Here is a 21,574-nt window from a genome sequence, read left to right on the forward strand (position 1 = left end):
CCTCGAGGGTGTCAACAACCGCATCAAAGTTATCAAGCGGATGGCTTACGGTTTCCGGGACTCGGCATACTTCTTCCTTAAAATCAAGGATGCGTTCCCCGGCAAAGTGCGATGAACCATAAAAAAGGGCAGCCTGCGCAGGCTGCCTTTTTTTTATGAAGAGTCGGAATCAGTCGTTCGGCTTGTCCAGCGACACTGTCTTGCTGTCATCGACGGGCACGCCGAAGATCTGGCGGTAGGCGGCGTAGAACGAGCAATGCATGATGATGGTGAGTATCATCGACAGCGGCATCATCAGCTGCATCATCAGCGGCGTGCGGCCAAAGATGACGGCCAGCAACTGGCTGGTGACGACGCTGATGGCGAACCAGGTGGCGGCGAAGACGATGAAGGCCGACAGCGAGCGCCAGACGGCGAAAAAGCTGAAGAACAGCGACTTGCCCAGGCCGGTTTTTTGCCAGTAGATCAGCGGCGCGGCAAAGCAGAAGGCCATGGCGGCCGGCACATACAGCACGATGGCCAGCAGGATGCCCAGGCCCAGGCGCGATTCGGGAATGGCGGTGCGCGCCGCTTCTTCCGTCAGTTGCCCGGTGACCAGTTGCCACAGCAAGCCGTCGTCCACCAGGGTCGACGCGCCGATGGCAACAATGGCCATCAGGATGTACAGCACGCCTAGGCCGAACAGGGCCGGGAAGGCCGGCTTGCGAAAGCCCGAGATCAACAGGCTGGGCAGGACGCGCTTGCCCTGGTCGATATTCAGGCAGCCTTGCACGAAGGCCACGGAAAACACGGGTACCAGGATGACGGGCAGCATCTGACCGAGCACGGGTACGATGCTGACGGCCAGCATGCAGAACATATAGCCGAGAAACAGCATCGACATGCCGCCAGGTTGCTTGCGAAACAGGGCGAAGCCTTGCTTCACCCATTGCCAACCTGTACTTGCAGGTAATTTTTCCATGTTTAAAACAGTTCCGGAGCAGGTGTGGCGATACGTTCGCGCAGAATGCGTTCGAAATGCGCCGGATCGTGCGGGGTCAGCATTTCCGCTTCGCGCGGCTGGTAATAATCGTACAGGCGTGACAGCCAGAAGCGCAGCGCGGCGGCGCGCAGCATCGCTTGCCATGCCGTCTGTTCTTCGTGCGTGAACGGGCGCACGGCCCGGTAGGCGTCGAGCAGGGCGCGCACGCGCAGCGTGTCGAGCACGCCCGTGGCCAGGTTGATGCACCAATCGTTGACGGTGACGGCGACATCGAACAGCCAGGTGTCGCAACCGGCAAAGTAAAAGTCGAAAAAGCCCGTCAGTTGCTCACCGTCAAACATGACATTGTTGCGGAACAAGTCGGCATGCACGGGACCGCGCGGAATGGCTTTATACGTATCGCAGGCCGCAAAGGCGTCCTGGAAATGGATTTCCGCGCGCAGCAGATGCGCCCTGGCATCGTCGAGGTGGTGCAAGACCAGCGGCGTGGTGGTGTTCCACCAGTCCAGGCCCCGCAAATTCGGCTGCTGCAGGGGGAAATCGCGTCCTGCCAGGTGCATCTTCGCCAGCATGGCGCCGACAGCCGCGCAATGCACGGCTTGCGGCGCCATCTGCGAGCTGCCGTCGAGTTTGCTGACGATGGCGGCCGGCTTGCCTTGCAAGGCCGTCACCAGTGCGCCATCGGCATTGGCGATCGGCGCGGGCACCAGCACGCCCCGGTCCGCCAAATGACGCATCAGTTGCAGGTAAAACGGCAATTGCTCGAAGCTGAGGTTTTCAAAGATCGTCAGCACATACTCGCCGCGCTCCGTGCTCAGGAAGAAATTGCTGTTTTCGATGCCGGATGCGATGCCCTTGAGCGCCAGAGGTTTGCCGAGTGGAAACTGCGTGATCCATTGGCCGATATCGTCCAGGTGTAGCGCGGTAAAAACTGCCATGGGAAAGAGAGGAATGGTCTAAAAGGTCAAAAAAAGCCGGCTGCCCCGCAGGTGGCCGGGGCAGGGCAGAAGAGAGTGGCTGCTTACTTCGCTGTTGCGGGCGGTGCTGGCGCGTCCGCTGCCTCTTCGTCGCGTTGTTTCTGTTTCTTCTTGCCCAGGTCGAATTCCAGCACTTTCCATTGCGGGCCGCGCAGGGCATTGCCGTGGGCCTGGTCGGCGCCGGCGGCCGGCTTCATGTAATAAGTGCTGCCGCCGCTGGTGACTTTGACTTCGCTGGTGACGCCCGCTTCGCGTTTTTCGGTAATCTGCTGCTTGGCTGCGGCCGGTGCCACGGTGATGGGTGCTTCGCCCATTTCCTCGATGCGTTCCAGTTGTGGCGGCGCTTCGCTCGGTTTTGCCGGCGTCTGGGCGCTGGCAAGGGCCGAACATGCCAGCAGGGGCAGGGCGAGGAATGTCCAGAGTGTCGATGTACGCATCATGATGGGTTCGCTTCCATGTGTGGGACTGCAGCGCGTGCAGTGGTGTAATGCCGTCAATTTATCTATAAGGCATTGTAACAAACTGGTAGGCAATGCTGTTTAATACGGCTGATTAAATGCGCGGAAATGGCTGGCAGTGGCAGCCTGCGCGCCCGCACGGGGCGCCAGGGTGGCAAAAACGTCAGAAACGGCACGCGTCGTGGCCGGTGGCGCGGGCCTAAACTCTGCGATAATTGGGCGATATTTCACCCGTCTGCCGCTCTTTCCCCGGCTGGCGCGGCTCACCTTATTTTATTGGCATTATGCAAAACACCCTGCTGTTAGTCGACGGTTCCAGTTACCTTTATCGTGCCTTCCATGCGCTGCCCGACTTGCGCAGCCCGGACGGTTATCCCACGGGCGCCATGCACGGCATGGTCAACATGCTGCGCCGCCTGCGCGCCGATTACCCGGCCGCCTACATCGCCTGCGTGTTCGATGCCAAGGGTAAAACGTTCCGCGACGATATGTATCCCGAATACAAGGCCACGCGCGCCTCGATGCCGGACGACCTGCGCTTGCAGATCGAACCGATCCATGAAGCCGTGCGCGCCATGGGCTGGCCGATCTTGATGGTCGACGGCGTGGAAGCCGACGACGTGATCGGCACCCTGGCCGTGCAGGCGGCAGCGGCCGGCATGAACGTGGTGGTGTCGACGGGCGACAAGGACCTGGCGCAGCTGGTCAACAGCCAGGTGACCCTGATCAACACCATGAGCAATGAAAAGCTCGACGAAGCGGCCGTGCTGGCCAAGTTCGGCGTGCCGCCGAACCGCATTATCGATTATTTGTCGCTGATCGGCGATACGGTCGATAACGTGCCGGGCGTGTCGAAATGCGGCCCGAAGACGGCCGTCAAGTGGCTGACCTTGTACGACAGCCTGGAAGGCGTCATGGACAACGCGGCCAAGGTGGGCGGCGCCGTGGGCGAACACCTGCGCACGGCCCTGCCATGGCTGCCGCAGGCGCGCGCCTTGATCACTGTCAAGACCGATTGCGATTTGTCGCAGCATATGACGACGATCGCCGACTCGCTGGTGGCGAAACACGAAGACAAGGAAGCGCTGCTGGCTTTCTTCAACCGCTATGGCTTCAAGGCCCTGCTGCGCGAACTGGGCGCGGCACCGCCGCCGATGTCGCCTGTCGGCGCACCCGTCGCCGGTGGCGCTGCGGCCAACACGACTGGCGACATGTTTGCCGATGCCGCTCCAGTGGTGGAAGCCGTGTATGAAACCGTCCTGAGCGACGAACAGCTGGACAAATGGATCGCCCTGATCGATGCGGCGCCTTTGAGCGCCGTGGATACGGAAACCACCTCGCTGGAACCGATGACGGCGCAAATGGTCGGTATTTCCCTCTCCGTTGCCGAGCACGCCGCCTGCTACATTCCGCTGGCCCACGATTACGCGGGCGCGCCGGAACAGTTGACGCGCGAACACGTGCTGGCGAAATTGCGCCCGTGGCTGGAAGATGCAAACAAACCCAAGCTGGGCCAGAACCTGAAATACGACAGCCATATCTTCGCCAACCATGGCGTGACGTTGCGCGGCATCACCCACGATACCCTGCTGGTATCGTATGTGTTCGAATCGCACAAAAAGCACGACATGGACAGCCTGGCCCTGCGTCACCTGAACTACACGACCATCCCCTTCGAGGACGTGTGCGGCAAGGGCGCCAAGCAAATTACCTTTAATCAGGTGGAAGTGGAGCAGGCGGCGAAATATGCGGCCGAGGATGCCGATGTGACCTTGCGTTTGTACAATGCCATGTGGGGCAACGTGGCGAACGATGAAAAGCTCACCTTCATCTATGAAAAGATCGAGATGCCGACGGCCGTGGTCTTGCAAAAGATCGAGCGCAACGGCGTGCTGATCGACGACGAGTTGCTCAACATCCAGTCGGCCGAGCTGGCCGTGAAAATCCTCGAACTGGAAAAGAAGGCGTATGAACTGGCCGAGCAGCCGTTCAACCTGGGTTCGCCCAAGCAGATCGGCGAGATTTTCTTTGAAAAGCTGAAACTGCCAGTGATCAAGAAAACCCCGACGGGTGCGCCATCGACGGATGAAGAAGTCTTGCAAAAGCTGGCCGAGGATTATCCGCTGCCGAAAGTGCTGCTGGAATACCGCGGCATGGCCAAGCTGAAATCGACCTACACGGACAAATTGCCGAAGATGATCAACGTTACCACCGGGCGCGTGCACACGAACTATGCGCAAGCCGTGGCGGTGACGGGGCGCTTGGCGTCGAACGACCCGAACTTGCAGAATATTCCCATCCGCAGCGCGGAAGGCCGCCGCATCCGCGCAGCCTTCATTGCGCCACCGGGCAGCCATATCGTCTCGGCCGACTATTCGCAGATCGAATTGCGCATCATGGCGCATATCTCGGGCGATGAAGCCATGCTGCGCGCATTTGCCGACGGCATCGACATTCACCGCGCCACGGCCGCTGAAATCTTTGGCGTGCCGGCCGCGGAAGTACAGAGCGAACAGCGCCGCTACGCCAAAGTCATCAACTTCGGTTTGATCTACGGCATGAGCGCGTTCGGCCTGGCCGGTAACCTGGGCGTGGACCGCACGGCCGCGCAAAGCTATATCGACCGTTACTTCGCGCGTTTTTCCGGCGTGAAACAGTATATGGAAGACACGCGCCAGCAAGCCAAGGCGCGCGGCTACGTGGAAACCGTGTTTGGCCGCCGTCTGTGGTTGCCGGAGATTAATTCGCCCAACGGTCCGCGCCGCCAGGGGGCCGAACGGGCCGCCATCAACGCACCGATGCAGGGCACGGCTGCCGACCTGATCAAGCTGGCCATGATCGCCGTGCAAGGCTGGCTGGAAACCGACGGCTTGCAAACGAAGATGATCATGCAGGTGCACGATGAACTGGTGCTGGAAGTGCCGGACGCCGAGCTCGAATTGGTCAAACGCAAGCTGCCGGAGCTGATGGCGGGCGTGGCTGAGTTGAAGGTACCGCTGACGGCGGAGGTAGGTATCGGTAAAAATTGGGACGAAGCGCACTAAATTTCAACACACCCTTCAGGAGAAACGCATGAGCGACATGATCACCGATTGTGAAAGTTTGCTGGGCCAGAGCAGCTTGTCCGGGCCCGATGGCCGGCGTGGTTTCCTGAAGGTGGCACTGGGCACGGGCTTTGCCGTGGCCGTATTGCCCGTGGCGGCGCAAAACGTCATCAAGACCGATTCCGTCGGACTCGTCACGGCCAGCGTGTCCGTCATGGTGGATGGTCAGGCCGTGCCCGTGTATGCGGCGCAACCACAGGGCAAGACGGGCTTGCCCGTGGTCTTGGTCATTTCGGAAATTTTTGGCGTGCATGAACATATTGCCGACATGGCGCGCCGTTTCGCCAAACAGGGTTATCTGGCGCTGGCGCCCGATTTGTTCGTGCGCCAGGGCGACCCTACCAAGGTGGGCAGCATCCCGGAATTGATGAAAGGCATCATCGCCAAGACGCCGGACGCGCAGGTGATGACGGACCTCGATGCTGTTGTTGCGTGGGCGAAACAGAATGGCGGCGACACGAGCCGCCTGGGCATTACGGGTTTTTGCTGGGGCGGCCGCATCACCTGGCTCTACGCGGCGCACAATCCGGCCGTCAAGGCGGGCGTGGCCTGGTATGGCCGCCTGGTGGGTGAACCGACCTCCTTGCAGCCGAGCAACCCCATCGATATCGCCGCCAGCTTGAAAGTTCCCGTGCTGGGCTTGTATGGCGGCAAGGATACGGGCATCAGCCAGGAATCGATCGGCAAGATGCAGGACGCGCTGGCCAAGGGTGGCAACAAGTCGGAATTTGTCGTCTACCCCGATGCGGGCCACGCCTTCAACGCCGATTACCGGCCCAGCTATGTGGCGGCCGATGCGAAAGACGGCTATGCGCGTTGTTTAGCCTGGTTTAAAAAGCATGGCGTTGCCTGAGGTTGCCAACTGAATGGCGCTAAAAGTGCCTGATTGTCACAGTTTTTCATCAGTTGCCGCGAAAGGCGTACCGGGCTGTAAAATGCCCGGTTCGCGTCAATGCAGTACAATTGCATCTTCATCGCGCTACGCTGCCGCCAAACGCGCAAAAAATTAAATAACAGATAACAACGCATTCATCAGGCCAGACGCCAGTATTGCGGGCGCCAGTGACCCGGCGCCATTTTGAGGTAAGAAAATCATCGATCCCGTCCTTATATCCATTTTGCTCGCGACCACAATCGCGGGCGTGTTGAGCATTACTGCGGCGGCGATCTTTTCGTTTGCATTCTTGTCCAAAGTGGTCGAGCGCATGGTCAGCTTGTCCGTTGGCATCATGTTGTCGACGTCCCTGCTGCACGCCTTGCCCGAAGCGTTCGAGTCGCAGGCCGATCCGCGCAGCCTGTTCGCCACCCTGCTGGCGGGCTTGCTGGCCTTTTTCATGCTGGAAAAATTCGCCATCCTGCGCCATTCGCACCACCATGAAGGCGACGGCCACCACCATGCGCACGGCCACGACAAGCACGAGGCGGGCAAGGCCGGCTGGATGATCCTGGTCGGCGACGGCATGCATAATTTCACGGATGGCATCCTGATCGCCGCCGCCTTCCTGGCCGACCCGAAGCTGGGCCTGGTGACGGGCCTGGCCATCATCGCGCATGAAATCCCGCAGGAAATCGGCGATTTCATCGTGCTGCTCAATGCGGGTTTCTCGCGCCTGCGCGCCTACATCTTCAATCTGCTGTGCAGCCTGATGGCGGTGGCCGGTGGCTTGCTCGGCTATTTCACCCTGGACCGCGCCAGCAATTTGATTCCTTACGTGCTTGTGTTCGCCTCGTCCGGCTTCATCTATATCGCCTTGAGCGACCTGATGCCGCAGATGCAGCGCCGCGCCACCCTGCGCGAAACCATTCCGCAAGTGCTGTTGATCGCGCTGGGCGTGTGCATCGTGCTGTTCCTGACGCATAAGCGCCACGGCGGTTGATGCGCCGTTCTACCGGCGCAGTGCTACCTATGCTATATTGCCTTTTTGACTAACTTGAACAGAAAGGAGGAAAATATAATGGAAGAAAACTTGTTGCTCGCCTTGTGGCGCGTACGCTCTTTAAGCGCATTTGCCAGCTCTTGCCCACGTTCTATCGCGCTGCGATAACCTGGCCAGAGCAAAGTTACCCTCCTAGACGAGTCCTTTCCTGGTACTCCGTTGTCGTTAGCGCTCCTGTTAACGCGGATGCTTGCATCCCGAACAAAGACAAGAGCCATGACTACCCTTATCTCTACCCAAGCTTTACAGCGGGATACCCACGACGGTTTCCTCTTCAACGAACTCGCCTTTACCTTGCGCCAGGGCGACCGCATCGGCCTGATCGGCCACAATGGCTGCGGCAAATCCACCTTGCTGGGCTTGCTCAGCGGCACCCGCGAGGCCACTTCCGGCACCATCCATGTCGCCCGTGCCTGCCGCCTGCAGCACGTGGAGCAGCATTTGCCGGCCGAACTTGCCAGCCTGAGCATGTACGACGCCTTGCTGGCGCCCGTGCTGGAGCAGCCCGAGCTGCATTGGCGGGTCGACAGCCTGCTGGCCGAACTGGGTTTTGACGTCGAGACGGCGCAAGTGCCCGTGCATTCTTTGTCCGGCGGCCAGCACACGCGATTGCTGCTGGGAAGAGCCTTGCTGCAAGAGCCGAACGTGCTACTGCTGGACGAACCGAGCAATCACCTGGACTTGCCGTCGCTGCTGTGGCTGGAGCAATTCCTGTTGACATGGCGCGGCGCCTTCATCCTCGTCTCGCACGACCAGCGCCTGCTCGACAACGTGACCACACGCAGCTGGATCTTGCGCGATAGCCGCCTCTACGATTTCGACTTGCCGTGCGGCCCCGCGCTGGCGGCGCTGGCCGAGGCGGACGTGGCCGCTGCCGCCCGGCATACGGCCGAACAGAAGGAAATCGACCGCCTGGCCGTCAGCAGCACTCGCCTGGCACTGTGGGGCAGGATTTACGATAACGTCGGCATGGCGCGCAAGGCTAAAAGCATGCAGCGGCGCATCGACAAGTTGCAGGACGAGCAATCGTTCGTCAGCGATGGCGCGCCCTGGTGCTTGAGCCTGCGTGGCAAGGCGCTGGCGGCCGACCAACTGCTGGCGCTCGATGGGCTGGACGTGCGCGCCGTACCTGCTTCGCCGCTGCTGTTCCAGGTCGGCCAGCTGTGGCTGAAACCGGGCGACAGGGTCGCCTTGCTAGGCGCCAACGGCAGCGGCAAATCGTCCCTGCTGCGCCTGTGCTGGCAAGCGATACAGGCGCAGGACGAGCGGGCTGACTTACGCTATCACCGCGCCGCCCATATCGGCTATTACGACCAGTCGCTCAAGCAGCTGGCCGACGATGCGGATTTGTCCGATGCCTTGTATCCGTTTGCCGTGCAAAACGAGGCGGCGCGTAGTCAGGTGGCGCGCAAGCAAGCCTTGATTGCGGCCGGCTTCCCGTATGCGCGCCATGGCCAGACGGTGGCGACCCTGAGCGGCGGCGAGCGGGCGCGGCTGCTGTTCCTGGGGCTGTCCCTGGCCAGTTATCACTTGCTGCTGCTGGACGAACCCAGCAACCACCTGGACATGCAGGGCAAGGCGGAACTGGGGCAAGCCCTGCGCGGCTTTGAAGGAGGCTGCCTGCTGGTGTCGCACGACCGCGACCTGATCGAGGCGGCGTGCAACCGTTACTGGGTGGTGGCCGATGGCCAGCTGGAAGAGTGGCCGGATGCCGCCAGCGCGTATGCACGCCTGAGCGAGGAAGATGGGCAGGCGTCGTTACCGGTGGCGCGCCTGGAGCTCGCGTCGCCTGTTTCAGCGCAAACCGATGTCGATCTGCAACTCGAGCGCTTGTGCGAACTGGAGCAATTGCTGGCCGAGGACCTGGCCCGCAAGCCGCGCCACCAGAAGCCGTCCAGCCAGCTGGCGTGGCAGGCGGAACTGGAACGGCTGAATCAAGCGCTGGGGATAAGGTCGTAGCTATCCAAGGGTGAAAAAAATGGCGGGCCGCATGGTCCGCCACTATTTAGTTGCCCGTCGCCACCGGCCGTGCCGGATCGGCGCACCATTCGCTCCACGAACCGGGATACAGGGCGGCGCCAGGCAGGCCGGCCACTTCCAGGGCCAGCAAGTTGTGGCACGCCGTCACGCCGGAGCCGCACTGCAGGATGGCCGTTTGCGGTGAGGCTATCAAGGCGCTGAAGTCGCGCTGCAGTTCGTCGGCGCTTTTAAAACGGCCATCCGCCTGCAAGTTATCCTTGAAGAAATGGTTTTTCGCGCCGGGGATGTGGCCGCCCACGGGGTCGATGGTTTCGTTTTCGCCGCGATAACGGTCGGGGGCGCGCGCGTCGATGACGCTCAAGGCCTGGGTTTTCAGGTTCTCAATCACGTCCTGCACGCTGACCGTGCGCGTCAGGCTGGGCTTTTCCGTGAGCTTGCCCGCTGCGCGCGGTGCCACGGGCGTGACCAGCGGCAAGCTTTGCGCCTGCCAAGCGGCCAGGCCGCCGTCGAGCACGGCGACGGCCGGATGGCCGACCCAGCGCAGCAGCCACCACACACGGGCGGCGAACATGCCGCCCTGGCCGTCATAGGCGACGACTTGCGTGTCGTCATTGATACCCCAGTCGCGCAAGGTGGCCAGCAGGACATTGCGATCCGGCAAGGGATGCCGGCCGGTAAAGTCCGCGCCGCGCGCCGTCTTGGGGCCGGACAGGGCCTTGTCGATATCGGCGAACTGCGCGTTCTGGATGTGGCCGGCGGCAAACGCAGCGCTGCCAGCCGTGGGGTTGAGCAAGTCGTGGCGGCAATCGAGGATGACCCAGTTGCTGTCTTGCAGGTGGCTGGCCAGTTCGTGGCTATTGATCAAGGTCGTATACAAGGTAATCACTCCTTACACTTCGCTGGCGATGGGATCCGTGCGCGCGATGGCGGCGCCACGGGCCGTGTTGCGGGTATTGTAATAGGTTGCCGCGATACCGGAGGCGAGGATGATGCCGATGCCAGCCCAGCCATGCCAGTCGAACAGGTCGCCAAAGATCACTACGCCCCAGAAGCTGGAAAAGACGATGCCCGTGTATTGCAAATTAGCAACAACGAGGGTCTTGCCCAGGCGATAGGCACGCGTCATGGCCATCTGCGCCATGGTGGCGCACAGGCCGATGGCGGCCAGCAAGCCGATGCCGTAGCCGCTCGTGTGCGCGTGCCAGACGACGGGACCGCCGCCGGCGCTGGCTACGTGGCCGATCACGCCAGCGAGGAAATTGACGACCGAGAAATAAAACACGACCCGGTATTCGGGTTCGCCCAGCAAGCCTAGTTTGCGCACCTGCAAGTAGGCGACGGCCGACAGCATGCCGGAAATCAAGGCCGTGATGGCGCCGGCCAGCTGGTCCGACTCGAACACGGGTTGCAGCAGCAGTGTCACGCCGACAAAGCTCATGGCAATCGCGGCCACCAGCGGCCACTCGACCTGCTGCATGCCTTTCCACCAGCCACCGGCCAGCAGGATCACGGCGATCCAGATGGGTGCCATGTAATTGAGCGTCATGGCGGTGGCCAGCGGCAGGATGGCGATCGCATAAAACCACAGCCACAGGGCGATCACGCCCACCACGCCGCGCCACAGATGCTGGCCCGGCATCGTGGTTTTAAAACTGCCGCCCTGGTACAAAATCGTGCAGCCCATGACGGTCATGCCGATGATGCCGCGGTACATGACGATTTCGGAGGTCGAATACATGTCCGACGCCAGTTTGACGCACACGCCCATGATGGCAAACATGAAACTGGCGAATAACATCCACAAAGACTGCATGAGTAATCCTGACGACGAAAATGAAAAAGGCCGCGCAATGCGGCCCTTGAGGGAATTACAGCTCGATATTGTTGCGGTACCACTCATGGAAGTGCTGCATGCCATCTTCCATCGGTGACTGGTAAGGCCCCACTTCGTTCTCGCCGCGCGCCATCAGGGCCTTGCGGCCCGCATCCATGCGCAGGGCGATTTCATCGTCCTCGACGCAGGTTTCCATGTACGCGGCCCGTTCTGCCTCGACGAAGTCGCGTTCGAACAACACAATTTCTTCCGGGTAATAGAACTCCACCACATTGCGCGTCTTCTGCGGGCCGTCCGGCCACAGGGTCGAGACGATCAGCACGTGCGGATACCATTCGACCATGATGTTCGGATACAGGGTCAGCCAGATGGCGCCATACGGCGGCACTTCGCCACCGCGAAATTGCAGCACTTGCTCCTGCCATTTTTTATAGGCCGGGGAACCGGCCTGCTGCAGGCCGCGGTGCACGCCCACCGTTTGCACGCTGTAATCCTTGCCGAATTCCCAGCGCAGGTCGTCGCAGCTGACAAAGCTGCCCAGGCCCGGGTGGAACGGTTCCACGTGATAATCCTCGAGGTAAACTTCGATGAAAGTCTTCCAGTTGTAGTCGCACGCGTGGATTTCCACGTGGTCGAACATATAGCCGGAAAAATCGAGGTCTTTCGAGACGGACAAATCTTTCAATTTTTCCATCACGTTGTAGCCATTTTGCTCGAACAGCAAGCCATTCCAGCTTTGCAGCGGCGTTTTCGACAGGTTCAGGCACGGCGTCTCGGGGAAGTGCGGCGCGCCGATCAATTCACCCTTGAGGTCGTAGGTCCAGCGGTGCAGCGGGCAGACGATATGGTTCGCATTGCCGCGGCCATTGAACATCAGCGCCTGCCGGTGGCGGCACACGTTGGACAGCACTTCGATGCCATTGGCGTTGCGCACGAGCATGCGCCCTTCGTTCTCAGACGCCAGGGTCGCAAAATCGCCGGTTTCCGGCACCATCAGCGCATGCCCGACATAACGCGGGCCGGCTTGGAACAATTGCTGCATTTCACGCTGCAACAGCGTTTCGTCAAAATAGACGTGGACCGGAAGTTGCGCGTTTGAACGCGCCAGCTTGGCGTGAGTTGCCAGATCGGACATCCCAACCCCCCATAAATGTACAACGGTCAGCAGTGCCCCAGGCCTATCCCTGGGCAACCGCTACAGAGAGAAAGAATCCGCAAAGACCTGAATTCAAATTTGTTGAAACGGTATTTCGGACAGAACCGGCGATTATAGCGCGTATCGGTCCCGGCATTGCCAAACCCCTCCGGCAAAATAGTCTATTAATGAGAAACATTGTCATTTGCCGTGCAATTTCCGGTCGATGGGGGCGATTGCGCTAGAATGCACTGCCAAGCTGACAACGTCTTTCCCTTCGAGCACGCCGATTGCGCTTTAGTTTTCACTTAATAGTGTGGTTTGTTCTAAAATAACGCTTCTATGCTGGCCGGGAGTCCCCGGCGTCTCCCTACATACCCCTCGTGCCACGAAGAGATCTGAGTCTATGTCGAAGAAATTAACTGCCGCTGCCGCAGCGCCGGCCTCGTTTGAAGAGGCAATGGCGGAACTGGCGCAGCTGGTAACGCAAATGGAAGCGGGTCAGTTGCCGCTGGAAGCATCGGTCGCGGCGTATCAGCGCGGCTCTGAACTGGTCAAGTATTGCGCCACCCAGCTCGATAGCGTCGAAGCGCAGGTGAAAGTACTGGAAGGCGACATGTTGAAACCGTTCGTGGATGCCGGCGAGGCCGCGCAATGACGGCCAGCGTGCAGCAAGACGGCGTGACCTTCGGCGACTGGATGCAAAACACGCAATCCGGCGTGGAAGGCCGGCTCGACCAGTTTTTACCTTCGGCAGACACCGTGCCGCACAAGCTGCACGCGGCCATGCGCTACGCGCTCTTGGGCGGCGGCAAGCGCGTGCGCCCGCTGCTGGTGATGGCGGCCGGCGAATTGTTTGATGCCGATCAAGAAACCCTCGCGCGCGCAGCTTGCGCGCTGGAAATGATTCACGTGTATTCGCTGGTGCACGACGACATGCCGTGCATGGATGACGATGCCTTGCGCCGTGGCAAGCCCACCGTGCACATCGCCTACGATGAAGCGACGGCCTTGCTGGTCGGTGACGCGCTGCAATCGCAAGCGTTCACGCTGCTGGCCGACGGCGCGGCGATTCCACCGGCGCGGCAAATGGCCATGCTCAAGCTGCTGGCGCACGCGTCTGGCTCGGCTGGCATGTGCGGCGGCCAGGCGATCGACCTCGAGAGCGTTGGCCTGGCTTTGAGCCTGCCGCAGCTGGAACAGATGCATCAACTCAAAACGGGCGCCTTGCTGCGCGCGGCCGTGATTCTCGGCGCGCTGGCCGGCAAGGACTTGACGCCAGACGAGATGACGGCGCTGAACGCCTATGCGCGCGCCGTCGGGTTGGCGTTCCAGGTGGTCGACGACGTGCTCGACGCGACGGCCGATTCGGCCACCCTGGGCAAGACGGCAGGCAAGGATGCGGCCGCCAACAAGCCCACCTACGTATCGATACTGGGGCTGGAACCATCGACAGCCCTGGCAGAACAATTGCGGTGCGACGCCCATGCGGCGCTGGCGCCATTCGGGGCCAAGGCACGCCGTTTGCGCGAGCTGGCGGACCTGGTCGTGCAGCGGAAGGCATAAATGAAACTGTTAGAAACCATCAATGAACCAGCGCAAGTGCGCAAGCTGGCCCGCTCGCAACTGGTGCCGCTGGCGCAGGAATTGCGTAGCTTCCTGCTCGACTCCGTTTCCAAGACGGGCGGCCACTTGTCGTCCAACCTGGGCACGGTTGAGCTGACCGTCGCGCTGCATTACGTGTTCAACACGCCGCACGACCGCATCGTCTGGGACGTGGGCCACCAGACCTATACACACAAGATTTTGACTGGCCGGCGCGAGCGCATGCACACCCTGCGCCAGAAGGACGGTATTTCCGGCTTCCCGAAACGCGACGAGAGCGAATACGACACCTTCGGCACGGCGCACTCGTCGACGTCGATCTCGGCCGCGCTGGGCATGGCGCAGGCTGCCAAGATCAAGGGCGACCCGCTGCACGCGATCGCCGTGATCGGCGACGGTTCGATGACGGCCGGCATGGCCTTCGAGGCGATGAACAACGCTGGCGTGCAGGAAGACATCAACTTGCTGGTGATTTTGAACGATAACGACATGTCGATCTCGCCCCCCGTGGGCGCGCTGAACCGCCATCTGGCACGTCTGATGTCGGGCCAGTTCTATGCGGCAGCCAAAAATGTCGGCAAGTCCGTCTTGCCCGGCCCCGTGCTGGAACTGGCGAAGCGTTTTGAAGAGCACGCCAAAGGCATGGTCGTGCCCGCCACCATGTTCGAGGAATTCGGTTTTAACTATATCGGCCCCATCGACGGCCACGACCTCGATTCGCTGATCCCGACCTTGCAAAATATCAAGCAATTGAAGGGGCCGCAATTCCTGCACGTGGTCACCAAGAAGGGCCAGGGCTACAAGCTGGCCGAGGCGGAACCGATTTTGTACCACGGCACGGGCAAGTTCAATCCGCTAGAAGGCATCAAACCAGCCACGGCACCGGCCAAGATGACGTACACGGAAGTGTTCGGCAACTGGCTGTGCGACATGGCCGCGCACGACAAGCGCCTGGTGGGCATCACGCCGGCCATGCGCGAAGGCTCGGGCATGGTGAAGTTCGAACAGCAATTCCCCAACCGCTATTTTGACGTCGGTATTGCCGAGCAGCATTCCGTGACGTTTGCCGCCGGCCTGGCTTGCGAAGGCTTGAAACCCGTCGTGGCCATCTATTCCACCTTCCTGCAGCGCGCCTACGATCAGCTGATCCACGACGTGGCCCTGCAAAACCTGGACGTGACGTTCGCGCTGGACCGCGCCGGCCTGGTGGGCGCCGACGGCGCCACGCACGCGGGCAATTACGACATGGCGTTTCTGCGCTGTATCCCGAACATGGTCATCATGGCCGCGTCCGACGAAAACGAATGCCGGCAAATGCTCACCACGGGCTACCACTATCCTGGCCCGGCAGCCATCCGCTATCCGCGCGGCGCCGGTGCCGGCGTGGCCATCGTGCCGGAATTGACCAGCATAGCCATCGGCAAGGGCGAGCTCAAGCGCCAGGGCAAGCGCATCGCCATCCTGGCCTTCGGTTCCATGGTGGCGCCGAGTGTCGCGGCGGGTGAAAAGCTCGACGCAACGGTGGCCAACATGCGTTTCGTCAAGCCGCTCGACGTGGCGCTGGTGAAACAGCTTGCCGCTGAGCACGATTACCTGGTGACGGTGGAAGAGGGCTGCATCATGGGCGGCGCCGGTTCGGCCGTGGCCGAGGCCTTGGCGGCCGAAGGTATCGTCAAGCCGATTTTGATGCTGGGCTTGCCGGACGTCTTTATCGACCACGGCGACCCCGTGCAACTGCTGAAAAGCGTGGGCCTCGATGCCACCGGCATCGCCGCGTCGATCGAGCAGCGTTTCCCAGCAGCAGGGCCGCGCCTGGCGATGGTCAGCTAAGACGCTCAAGCAAGATGATAGCGGCACTGCGGTGCCGCTATTTTTGCCCGCAGGAATCTTACGCTGCACTGCAACATTTATCCTCCGGGAATGCTACGATGACGCTTTGATACCTTCTCAAAGTCCACCTTGCATTTCAGCAAACTCCACCGCCGTGTGCGCGTACTGGTCGGCCGCTGGCTGACGGGCATGCACGCCTACACCGATACTCTGTCGCAGCGCCGTCCCCTGTGGATGGTCACGCTGGCCATCGACGAAACCAATCTGTCCGAAGGCTTGCGGGCCGCCTGCGCCTCCAGCGCCATGTTGTTGCTGGGTCTGCTATTCGACCACCCCGATTTTTCCTGGGCCGCCATCGGCGCCTTCTGGACGTGCTTGGCGGACGCGGCCGGCACGCGGCGCATGCGCTTCGTCTCGATGCTGGGTTTCGGCTTGCTGTCCACCGTGGCCGGCGGCTTGACGGCGCTGGCGGCCGGCCATGGCGTGGCGGCAGCGGCCATCGCCGTGCTGCTGTTTTCCTGGGCCGGCGCGCTGGCGCGCATCTGGGGGGCGGCCACGGCGCAAGTGGCCATCTTGGCGGCCACGGCCTGCGTGGTGATGGTCACGCATCCGCTCGCATCGATGACGCAGACGGCGCCTTTCCTGGGGCTGTACATGTTCGGCTGCCTGTTTGCCACCGTGCTCAGTTTTACCGTCTGGCGCATCCACCCGTTCGGCCCGAGCAGGCGCGCCATCCGCGCCGCGTATTCGCGCCTGGCCGGCATCGCGCGCGACAATGCGCGCTTCCTCGAACATAACGCGGTGCAGGCGGACGTTGCCGCGCATGGCGCCAGCTACCGTTCGCAGGCGCGCGCCGCGCTGGAAGCGGCACGCGTGGCGCTGGCCGCCGTGCCACCCGCGCGCGCGGGCCGCAGCACCCTGTACGACAACCTGCTGCTGGCGCTCAGCGACGCCGAGCGCATCTTCGCCTATCTGATCGCCGTCACGCATACCTGCGAGCGCGAGCAGCAGCGCCTGCGCCAGGACCCGCGCGCCCGGCGCAGCCTGGAAGTGATGGCCGTGCTGCTGGGCCGCCTGGGGCAAGCCGTGCAGCGCCAGCCGGAAACGCCGCCACTGGAATTGCAGCGCCGTCTGGCTGGCTGCGGACGGCGCCTGGAGGCGGCGCTGGGCGCCTTGCTGCCGCTGCGGCTGAACGTGGACTTCATGGAACTGGGCTTGCCGCGCGCGGCGCAGCTGCCGTGGCGCGAGGCGGCTTTCCTGGCGCTGGGGCAGGCGTGGCAAACGGCGAAAGTCAACGCCACGCCGCAGTCGCTGAGCTGGCGCCATGCGGCGCGCGTATCGCTGGCGACGACGGCCGGCTTCCTGCTGGTCGAGGTGCTGCATATTCCGTTCGGCTACTGGGCTACCATGGCCACCTTGCTGATCTTGCAGCCATCCGTGTCGACCACCTGGCCGCGCGGCATCGAGCGCGTCGCTGGCAGCGTGCTGGGCGCCGTGCTGGCCGTGCTGGCCGTGCTGATCGGCCTGGCGGTCCACACGCCGCTGGCGATCTCGCTGGTGGTGTTTCCCCTGATCGTCGCCACCATGGCCTTGCGCCGCGTCAGCTACAGCCTGCACGTGCTGTTCATGACGCCCGCCTTCGTGCTGGTGGCCGACTATGCGGCGCCGGCCAGTGAGATGGTGTACGCGCTGAGCCGCCTGGGCAACAATGTGCTCGGCTGCGTGCTGGCCCTGCTGGCCACGTTTTTCCTGTGGCCGGACCGCGAGGCGGATGACCTGGACCAGCGCCTGGCCAAGGCCGTGTCGGCCAACCTGAAATACCTGCTGGCCGTGCTGGCGGCGGGCGGACGCTGGGATAGCGCCATCGCTCGCCTGCGCCGCGAGGCGGGGCTGGCCAGCAATAACGCCGAACAAGTGCTGCAACGTCTGCGCATCGAGCGCCGCCTGGACCGCAGCGCCGGTGTGGGCCTGGCGGCGCTGCGCACCTTGCCGCTGCTGCGCCGCGTGGCGGGCAGCACGGCGCGCATCAGTTTGAGTCCCCAGGCCGAGCCGGCGCCGCCCGAATTGCAACAGTGGATTGCCGAGGTCAGCGGGGAAATCGATGCCTTGCTGCGCGGTGATTCCGGCGCCCCTGCGCCCGGCCCTTGCATCAGCGAGGTGCTGACGGCCTTTGCAGGCCGACGCCGTGGCCCAGGTGCAGCTGCTGCGCGGCTTGCTGCGCGAGCATGTGCTGGCGATGGAGAACGGCGCGCGGTGAGCTCCTCGCGCTGTAGCGTTTTCCCGGCGTGGTGTAGCCGCTCGGCCGGCTGCGCCCGCAACCGGCCTCTACTGCTTGCGGCGCCAATATTGTATAGACGTTTGGCGCCTCCCAATCTCTCCAAATTCCACATTCCAAGGGCTTTCCCGATATATTTTTCAAACTGGAAATTTATCGAAAGGAAACGTTGACTCTAAAATAAGTGCGGTCTATATTCGTTTTTGTAGCAAGCAAAGATGAAATTTCTTATGACTGATCTGACGCGATTGCTTGGTTTGCCTGAGGCAATAGCTCGCATGGAGAGTAGTAAATGAAAAAGATTGCCGCATTTATTTTTACCCTGGGATTGAGTGCTTCCTATGCCATCGCTTCGGATATTGGCTGCTCTAGCTGTGAGGAGGAGCTGCGGGAATGCACGATGATGAATGGCGACAGATCCCCATTTTGTATCGGCAGTTACAAAGCCTGCCTGAGAGTGTGCGAAATCGGCGCCTGATAGCCGTGCATTGCGAGGCGGCCGGCAAGCGCATGCTGCGTCGGCCGCCCTCGATCACTTACGTCTCTGACACTACCTATGATGCAGAAAAAAATTAAGACTATCGCCATGTATGGCTTGATCCTGGCCGCCGGCCTGGGCAGCGGTTATGGCCTGTCCTTGTTGCCCGGCTTGCTCAAGTCGAATTACACGGAGGGGAATTACGCCGCGTATTTCCCGAATGCCCAGGCGAAGGTGGTGTTGTACGGCACGGACTGGTGCGGCTATTGCGCCAAGACGCGCGCGTACTTCAAGGAAAACAAGATCGAATTCGTCGATCTCGATATCGAGAAATCACCGGAAGCGAGAAAAGCCCATGAAGAACTCGGCGGCGGCGGCGTGCCGGTGGTGTTGATCGGCAACCGCAAGATCCAGGGTTTCAATACGGGCGCTCTGGAAGCGGCGCTGAAGAAAATTTGATTACCGAATGGCGCGTACGGGACGGCGCGCCATGGATGTTGCCCATCGTCTGACATTTTTACAAAGGAGTACCAATGTTCAAAAAACTGGGTTTCTTTTTGTTTGCCATGGGCGTCAGCGCGTCGTATGCGATGGCCAGTAGCACCGCCGACATATCGGAATGCCAGGCCGAGTGCTATATGGCGTTCGATGCCTGTGTCCTGGAGTTCAAGGTTCCTGGATGCGTGCGTATCAATAAAGAGTGTCTGCAGCGCTGCGGCTAGCAAGCGCCTGTCAGCCTGATAAAGTAAGGCGATGCTGTTTGACAGGCATCGCCATTTTTTTTATCCCCGCGTGCGGTCATGCCGCCACAACACGTCGCTGTCGCCGGCAAAGCGGTTCAGCACGCGTGACAGCACGAACAGCAGGTCGGACAAGCGGTTCACGTACTGGCGCGGATGTGCGTGCAGGGTTTCCGCATTGGCCAGCGTGACGATGCTGCGCTCGGCGCGGCGGCACACGGTGCGGCACACATGCGCCAGCGAGGCGGCGCGCGATCCGGCCGGCAGGATGAATTCATTCAAGGCCGGCAAGTCCGCATTGTATTTTGCCAATAGCGCATCGAGGCGCAGCACGTGTTCTTCCTTGATCAGCTGATAGCCGGGGATGCAGATTTCTCCGCCCAGGTCGAACAGATCGTGCTGGATGGCCACCAGCTCTTCGCGCAAGGCGTCGGGCATGGCTTCGCACAGCAGCAACCCAATATTCGAGTTCAGTTCATCCACGTCGCCCATGGCGTGGATGCGGGCGCTATCCTTGCTGGTACGGCTGCCGTCGCCCAGGCCGGTGCTGCCATTGTCGCCGGTGCGCGTGGCGATTTTCGAAAGTCGCTTACCCATGATGCTGATCCTGTCAAAGAAGAATGGGGCAGCATACGACACTGCGCACCGCCTGGCCGCGGATTTGCCTGCAAATCGGACAAAAAATGCGCTGCACGCCACTTTTGTGCTTACAATCGTTGCACGCCCATGCCTTTTTGCCCCATCTCATGCTCAATGCTGCCCCTGAATCCGGATTGACCGCCGCGCGCCAACAAACCGTCGTCGCGGCCCTGCTGGCCGTGCTGCCGGCCCGCTGCGTGCTGTCCGAGGCCGAAGATACGCGCCCGTATGAATGCGACGGCCTGGCTGCCTACCGCCAGCTGCCGATGGTGGTCACCCTGCCAGACACGGAAGAACAGGTCATCGCCATCCTCGGCGTCTGCCGCGAGTTGAAAGTGCCGATCGTGCCGCGCGGCGCCGGCACGGGCTTGTCGGGCGGCGCCTTGCCCATCGCCGACGGCGTGGTGCTGTCGACGGCGCGTTTGAATCGCATCGTGCGCCTCGATGCGTATGCGCGCACGGCCGTGGTGCAGCCGGGCGTGCGCAATCTGGCCATTTCCGAAGCGGCGGCGCCCTACGCCTTGTACTACGCGCCCGACCCCTCGTCGCAGATTGCTTGCAGCATCGGCGGCAACGTGGCGGAAAACTCGGGCGGCGTGCATTGCCTGAAATACGGCTTGACCGTGCACAATGTGCTGCGCGTGCGCGTCGTGACGATTGATGGCGACGTGCTGGAACTGGGCGGCGAATGCCTCGACTCTCCGGGTCTCGACCTGCTGGCTGTCTTCATCGGTTCCGAAGGCATGCTGGGGATCGTCACGGAAGTGACGGTCAAGCTGATCCCGAAACCGGCCACGGCGCGTGTCATCATGGCGTCGTTCGGCGACGTCGTCACGGGCGGCAATGCCGTGGCCAACGTGATCGCCGCCGGCATCATCCCGGCCGGGCTGGAAATGATGGACCAGACGTCGTCTCGCATGGTCGAACCGTTCGTCAAGGCAGGCTATGACATCGACGCGGCGGCCATTTTGCTGTGCGAAGCGGATGGCACGCACGAAGAAGTGGAAGAGGAAATCGCCCGCATGACGGCCGTGCTGGAAGGGGCGGGCGCCAGCGCCATCGCCGTTTCGCAGTCGGAAGCGGAGCGCATGAAGTTCTGGTCCGGCCGCAAGAACGCCTTTCCCGCCGCCGGGCGCATCTCGCCCGACTACTACTGCATGGACGGCACCATCCCGCGCAAGCGCCTGGCGGAAGTCCTGACCGGCATCGCCGGCATGGAAACGACGCATGGCTTGCGCTGCGCGAATGTGTTCCATGCGGGCGATGGCAATCTGCATCCTTTGATCCTGTTTGACGCCAACAAGCCCGGTGAATTCGAGCGCGCCGAAGCGTTTGGCGCGGACATCCTGGCCCTGTGCGTGGCCGTCGGCGGCACCATCACGGGCGAGCATGGCGTGGGCATGGAAAAGATCAATTCCATGTGCGTGCAATTTACGCGCGCCGAACTCGATGCCTTCTTTGCCGTCAAGCGCGCCTTCGATCCCCACACCTTGCTGAACCCGGACAAGGCGATTCCCACCTTGAACCGCTGCGCCGAATTCGGCAAGATGCATGTGACGGCCGGGCGACTGCCATTCGCCAACCTGCCCCGTTTTTAATT

At 61.7% G+C, this 21,574-nt stretch carries 21 protein-coding genes; 13 read left to right on the forward strand and 8 right to left on the reverse strand.

All coding sequences use genetic code 11. From position 1 onward, the window contains the following. On the forward strand, nt 1–115 hold a 115-nt coding region (locus ACP7DE_RS23975; RefSeq protein WP_426074579.1), incomplete at its 5' end, for a transposase. A 54-nt stretch (nt 116–169) separates the two neighbouring features. On the opposite strand, the gene ACP7DE_RS23980 is transcribed toward ACP7DE_RS23975, so the two are convergent. The 3 genes from ACP7DE_RS23980 to ACP7DE_RS23990 all read right to left on the reverse strand — a co-directional run bounded on the left by ACP7DE_RS23980 (nt 170) and on the right by ACP7DE_RS23990 (nt 2,399). Beyond that, on the reverse strand, nt 170–961 hold the full coding sequence (locus ACP7DE_RS23980; protein WP_426074442.1) for a BPSS1780 family membrane protein: 792 nt from the start codon (nt 959–961) through the stop codon (nt 170–172). 2 nt (nt 962–963) lie between these two features. Then, nucleotides 964–1,920 carry a homoserine kinase gene (locus ACP7DE_RS23985; protein ID WP_426074444.1) on the reverse strand — a complete coding sequence of 319 codons (957 nt, stop codon included), beginning with the start codon at nt 1,918–1,920 and terminating at the stop codon, nt 964–966. Nucleotides 1,921–2,003: 83 nt separating this feature from the next. Further along, complete coding sequence (locus ACP7DE_RS23990; protein WP_426074445.1) at nt 2,004–2,399, reverse strand: hypothetical protein; 396 nt, start codon at nt 2,397–2,399, stop codon at nt 2,004–2,006. 302 nt (nt 2,400–2,701) lie between these two features. Between ACP7DE_RS23990 and polA the strand changes: the two genes are divergently transcribed. Continuing rightward, nucleotides 2,702–5,461 (forward strand): DNA polymerase I, encoded by a 2,760-nt coding sequence (gene polA / locus ACP7DE_RS23995; protein ID WP_426074446.1) that lies wholly within the window; start codon nt 2,702–2,704, stop codon nt 5,459–5,461. Nucleotides 5,462–5,489: 28 nt separating this feature from the next. After that, nucleotides 5,490–6,374, forward strand: a complete 885-nt coding sequence (locus tag ACP7DE_RS24000; RefSeq protein ID WP_426074447.1) for a dienelactone hydrolase family protein — start codon at nt 5,490–5,492, stop codon at nt 6,372–6,374. Nucleotides 6,375–6,527: 153 nt separating this feature from the next. Here ACP7DE_RS24000 and ACP7DE_RS24005 read toward each other — a convergent pair whose 3' ends face one another. Next, entirely contained in the window at nt 6,528–6,752 is a 225-nt protein-coding gene (locus ACP7DE_RS24005; protein ID WP_426074585.1) for a hypothetical protein, read from the reverse strand. On the opposite strand from ACP7DE_RS24005, the gene ACP7DE_RS24010 reads away from it, so the two are divergent. Together ACP7DE_RS24010 and ACP7DE_RS24015 are read left to right on the forward strand one after the other, a co-directional pair. Then, complete coding sequence (locus tag ACP7DE_RS24010) at nt 6,664–7,398, forward strand: ZIP family metal transporter (RefSeq protein WP_035828626.1); 735 nt, start codon at nt 6,664–6,666, stop codon at nt 7,396–7,398. The two genes, ACP7DE_RS24005 and ACP7DE_RS24010, sit on opposite strands and share 89 nt — an antisense overlap. A 276-nt stretch (nt 7,399–7,674) precedes the next feature. After that, entirely contained in the window at nt 7,675–9,417 is a 1,743-nt protein-coding gene (locus tag ACP7DE_RS24015; protein ID WP_426074448.1) for an ABC-F family ATP-binding cassette domain-containing protein, read from the forward strand. 46 nt (nt 9,418–9,463) lie between these two features. Here ACP7DE_RS24015 and ACP7DE_RS24020 read toward each other — a convergent pair whose 3' ends face one another. From ACP7DE_RS24020 to ACP7DE_RS24030, 3 genes are read right to left on the reverse strand one after another with little or no spacing between them, the layout of a single operon-like run. After that, nucleotides 9,464–10,315: a sulfurtransferase gene (locus ACP7DE_RS24020; protein ID WP_426074449.1), complete on the reverse strand. Its 852-nt coding sequence runs from the start codon at nt 10,313–10,315 to the stop codon at nt 9,464–9,466. 12 nt (nt 10,316–10,327) lie between these two features. Further along, nucleotides 10,328–11,251, reverse strand: coding sequence for a DMT family transporter (locus ACP7DE_RS24025; protein ID WP_426074450.1), 924 nt, complete (start codon nt 11,249–11,251; stop codon nt 10,328–10,330). Between the two features lie 55 nt (nt 11,252–11,306). Further along, nucleotides 11,307–12,407: an aromatic ring-hydroxylating oxygenase subunit alpha gene (locus tag ACP7DE_RS24030; protein ID WP_426074452.1), complete on the reverse strand. Its 1,101-nt coding sequence runs from the start codon at nt 12,405–12,407 to the stop codon at nt 11,307–11,309. A 406-nt stretch (nt 12,408–12,813) separates the two neighbouring features. Between ACP7DE_RS24030 and ACP7DE_RS24035 the strand changes: the two genes are divergently transcribed. The 7 genes from ACP7DE_RS24035 (at nt 12,814) to ACP7DE_RS24065 (ending at nt 19,317) form a co-directional block, all read left to right on the forward strand. Beyond that, nucleotides 12,814–13,065, forward strand: coding sequence for an exodeoxyribonuclease VII small subunit (locus ACP7DE_RS24035; RefSeq protein ID WP_046683420.1), 252 nt, complete (start codon nt 12,814–12,816; stop codon nt 13,063–13,065). Then, the gene (locus ACP7DE_RS24040) at nt 13,062–13,973 is read left to right on the forward strand and encodes a polyprenyl synthetase family protein (protein ID WP_426074454.1); all 912 of its coding nucleotides are present in this window, start codon (nt 13,062–13,064) and stop codon (nt 13,971–13,973) included. The genes ACP7DE_RS24035 and ACP7DE_RS24040 overlap by 4 nt, the downstream gene beginning before the upstream one ends. Then, nucleotides 13,974–15,842, forward strand: coding sequence for a 1-deoxy-D-xylulose-5-phosphate synthase (gene dxs / locus ACP7DE_RS24045; protein ID WP_426074455.1), 1,869 nt, complete (start codon nt 13,974–13,976; stop codon nt 15,840–15,842). Between the two features lie 156 nt (nt 15,843–15,998). Next, nucleotides 15,999–18,290, forward strand: coding sequence for an FUSC family protein (locus tag ACP7DE_RS24050; protein ID WP_426074456.1), 2,292 nt, complete (start codon nt 15,999–16,001; stop codon nt 18,288–18,290). A 119-nt stretch (nt 18,291–18,409) separates the two neighbouring features. Then, on the forward strand, nt 18,410–18,595 hold the full coding sequence (locus ACP7DE_RS24055) for a hypothetical protein (RefSeq protein WP_426074457.1): 186 nt from the start codon (nt 18,410–18,412) through the stop codon (nt 18,593–18,595). Between the two features lie 78 nt (nt 18,596–18,673). Further along, entirely contained in the window at nt 18,674–19,054 is a 381-nt protein-coding gene (locus tag ACP7DE_RS24060) for a glutaredoxin family protein (protein WP_426074458.1), read from the forward strand. A 74-nt stretch (nt 19,055–19,128) separates the two neighbouring features. Next, nucleotides 19,129–19,317: a hypothetical protein gene (locus ACP7DE_RS24065; protein ID WP_426074459.1), complete on the forward strand. Its 189-nt coding sequence runs from the start codon at nt 19,129–19,131 to the stop codon at nt 19,315–19,317. Between the two features lie 60 nt (nt 19,318–19,377). Here the strand turns inward: ACP7DE_RS24065 and ACP7DE_RS24070 are convergent, their stop codons facing one another. Continuing rightward, nucleotides 19,378–19,932 carry a cob(I)yrinic acid a,c-diamide adenosyltransferase gene (locus tag ACP7DE_RS24070; RefSeq protein ID WP_426074460.1) on the reverse strand — a complete coding sequence of 185 codons (555 nt, stop codon included), beginning with the start codon at nt 19,930–19,932 and terminating at the stop codon, nt 19,378–19,380. Nucleotides 19,933–20,081: 149 nt separating this feature from the next. On the opposite strand from ACP7DE_RS24070, the gene ACP7DE_RS24075 reads away from it, so the two are divergent. Beyond that, nucleotides 20,082–21,572, forward strand: a complete 1,491-nt coding sequence (locus ACP7DE_RS24075) for an FAD-linked oxidase C-terminal domain-containing protein (RefSeq protein WP_426074461.1) — start codon at nt 20,082–20,084, stop codon at nt 21,570–21,572. Nucleotides 21,573–21,574 lie beyond the last annotated feature (2 nt).

It is taken from the genome of Janthinobacterium sp. DSP2-3-3 (genome assembly GCF_049897325.1).
Classification (GTDB): domain Bacteria; phylum Pseudomonadota; class Gammaproteobacteria; order Burkholderiales; family Burkholderiaceae_D; genus Janthinobacterium.

Bases quoted from the DNA above. Each gene is read 5' to 3' on its own strand.
- ACP7DE_RS23980 (WP_426074442.1), bottom strand. From the start codon at position 961: ATGGAAAAATTACCTGCAAGTACAGGTTGGCAATGGGTGAAGCAAGGC.
- ACP7DE_RS23985 (WP_426074444.1), bottom strand. From the start codon at position 1,920: ATGGCAGTTTTTACCGCGCTACACCTGGACGATATCGGCCAATGGATC.
- ACP7DE_RS23990 (WP_426074445.1), bottom strand. From the start codon at position 2,399: ATGATGCGTACATCGACACTCTGGACATTCCTCGCCCTGCCCCTGCTG.
- polA (WP_426074446.1), top strand. From the start codon at position 2,702: ATGCAAAACACCCTGCTGTTAGTCGACGGTTCCAGTTACCTTTATCGT.
- ACP7DE_RS24000 (WP_426074447.1), top strand. From the start codon at position 5,490: ATGAGCGACATGATCACCGATTGTGAAAGTTTGCTGGGCCAGAGCAGC.
- ACP7DE_RS24005 (WP_426074585.1), bottom strand. From the start codon at position 6,752: ATGATGCCAACGGACAAGCTGACCATGCGCTCGACCACTTTGGACAAG.
- ACP7DE_RS24015 (WP_426074448.1), top strand. From the start codon at position 7,675: ATGACTACCCTTATCTCTACCCAAGCTTTACAGCGGGATACCCACGAC.
- ACP7DE_RS24025 (WP_426074450.1), bottom strand. From the start codon at position 11,251: ATGCAGTCTTTGTGGATGTTATTCGCCAGTTTCATGTTTGCCATCATG.
- ACP7DE_RS24030 (WP_426074452.1), bottom strand. From the start codon at position 12,407: ATGTCCGATCTGGCAACTCACGCCAAGCTGGCGCGTTCAAACGCGCAA.
- ACP7DE_RS24035 (WP_046683420.1), top strand. From the start codon at position 12,814: ATGTCGAAGAAATTAACTGCCGCTGCCGCAGCGCCGGCCTCGTTTGAA.
- ACP7DE_RS24040 (WP_426074454.1), top strand. From the start codon at position 13,062: ATGACGGCCAGCGTGCAGCAAGACGGCGTGACCTTCGGCGACTGGATG.
- dxs (WP_426074455.1), top strand. From the start codon at position 13,974: ATGAAACTGTTAGAAACCATCAATGAACCAGCGCAAGTGCGCAAGCTG.
- ACP7DE_RS24055 (WP_426074457.1), top strand. From the start codon at position 18,410: ATGAAAAAGATTGCCGCATTTATTTTTACCCTGGGATTGAGTGCTTCC.
- ACP7DE_RS24060 (WP_426074458.1), top strand. From the start codon at position 18,674: ATGATGCAGAAAAAAATTAAGACTATCGCCATGTATGGCTTGATCCTG.
- ACP7DE_RS24065 (WP_426074459.1), top strand. From the start codon at position 19,129: ATGTTCAAAAAACTGGGTTTCTTTTTGTTTGCCATGGGCGTCAGCGCG.
- ACP7DE_RS24070 (WP_426074460.1), bottom strand. From the start codon at position 19,932: ATGGGTAAGCGACTTTCGAAAATCGCCACGCGCACCGGCGACAATGGC.
- ACP7DE_RS24075 (WP_426074461.1), top strand. From the start codon at position 20,082: ATGCTCAATGCTGCCCCTGAATCCGGATTGACCGCCGCGCGCCAACAA.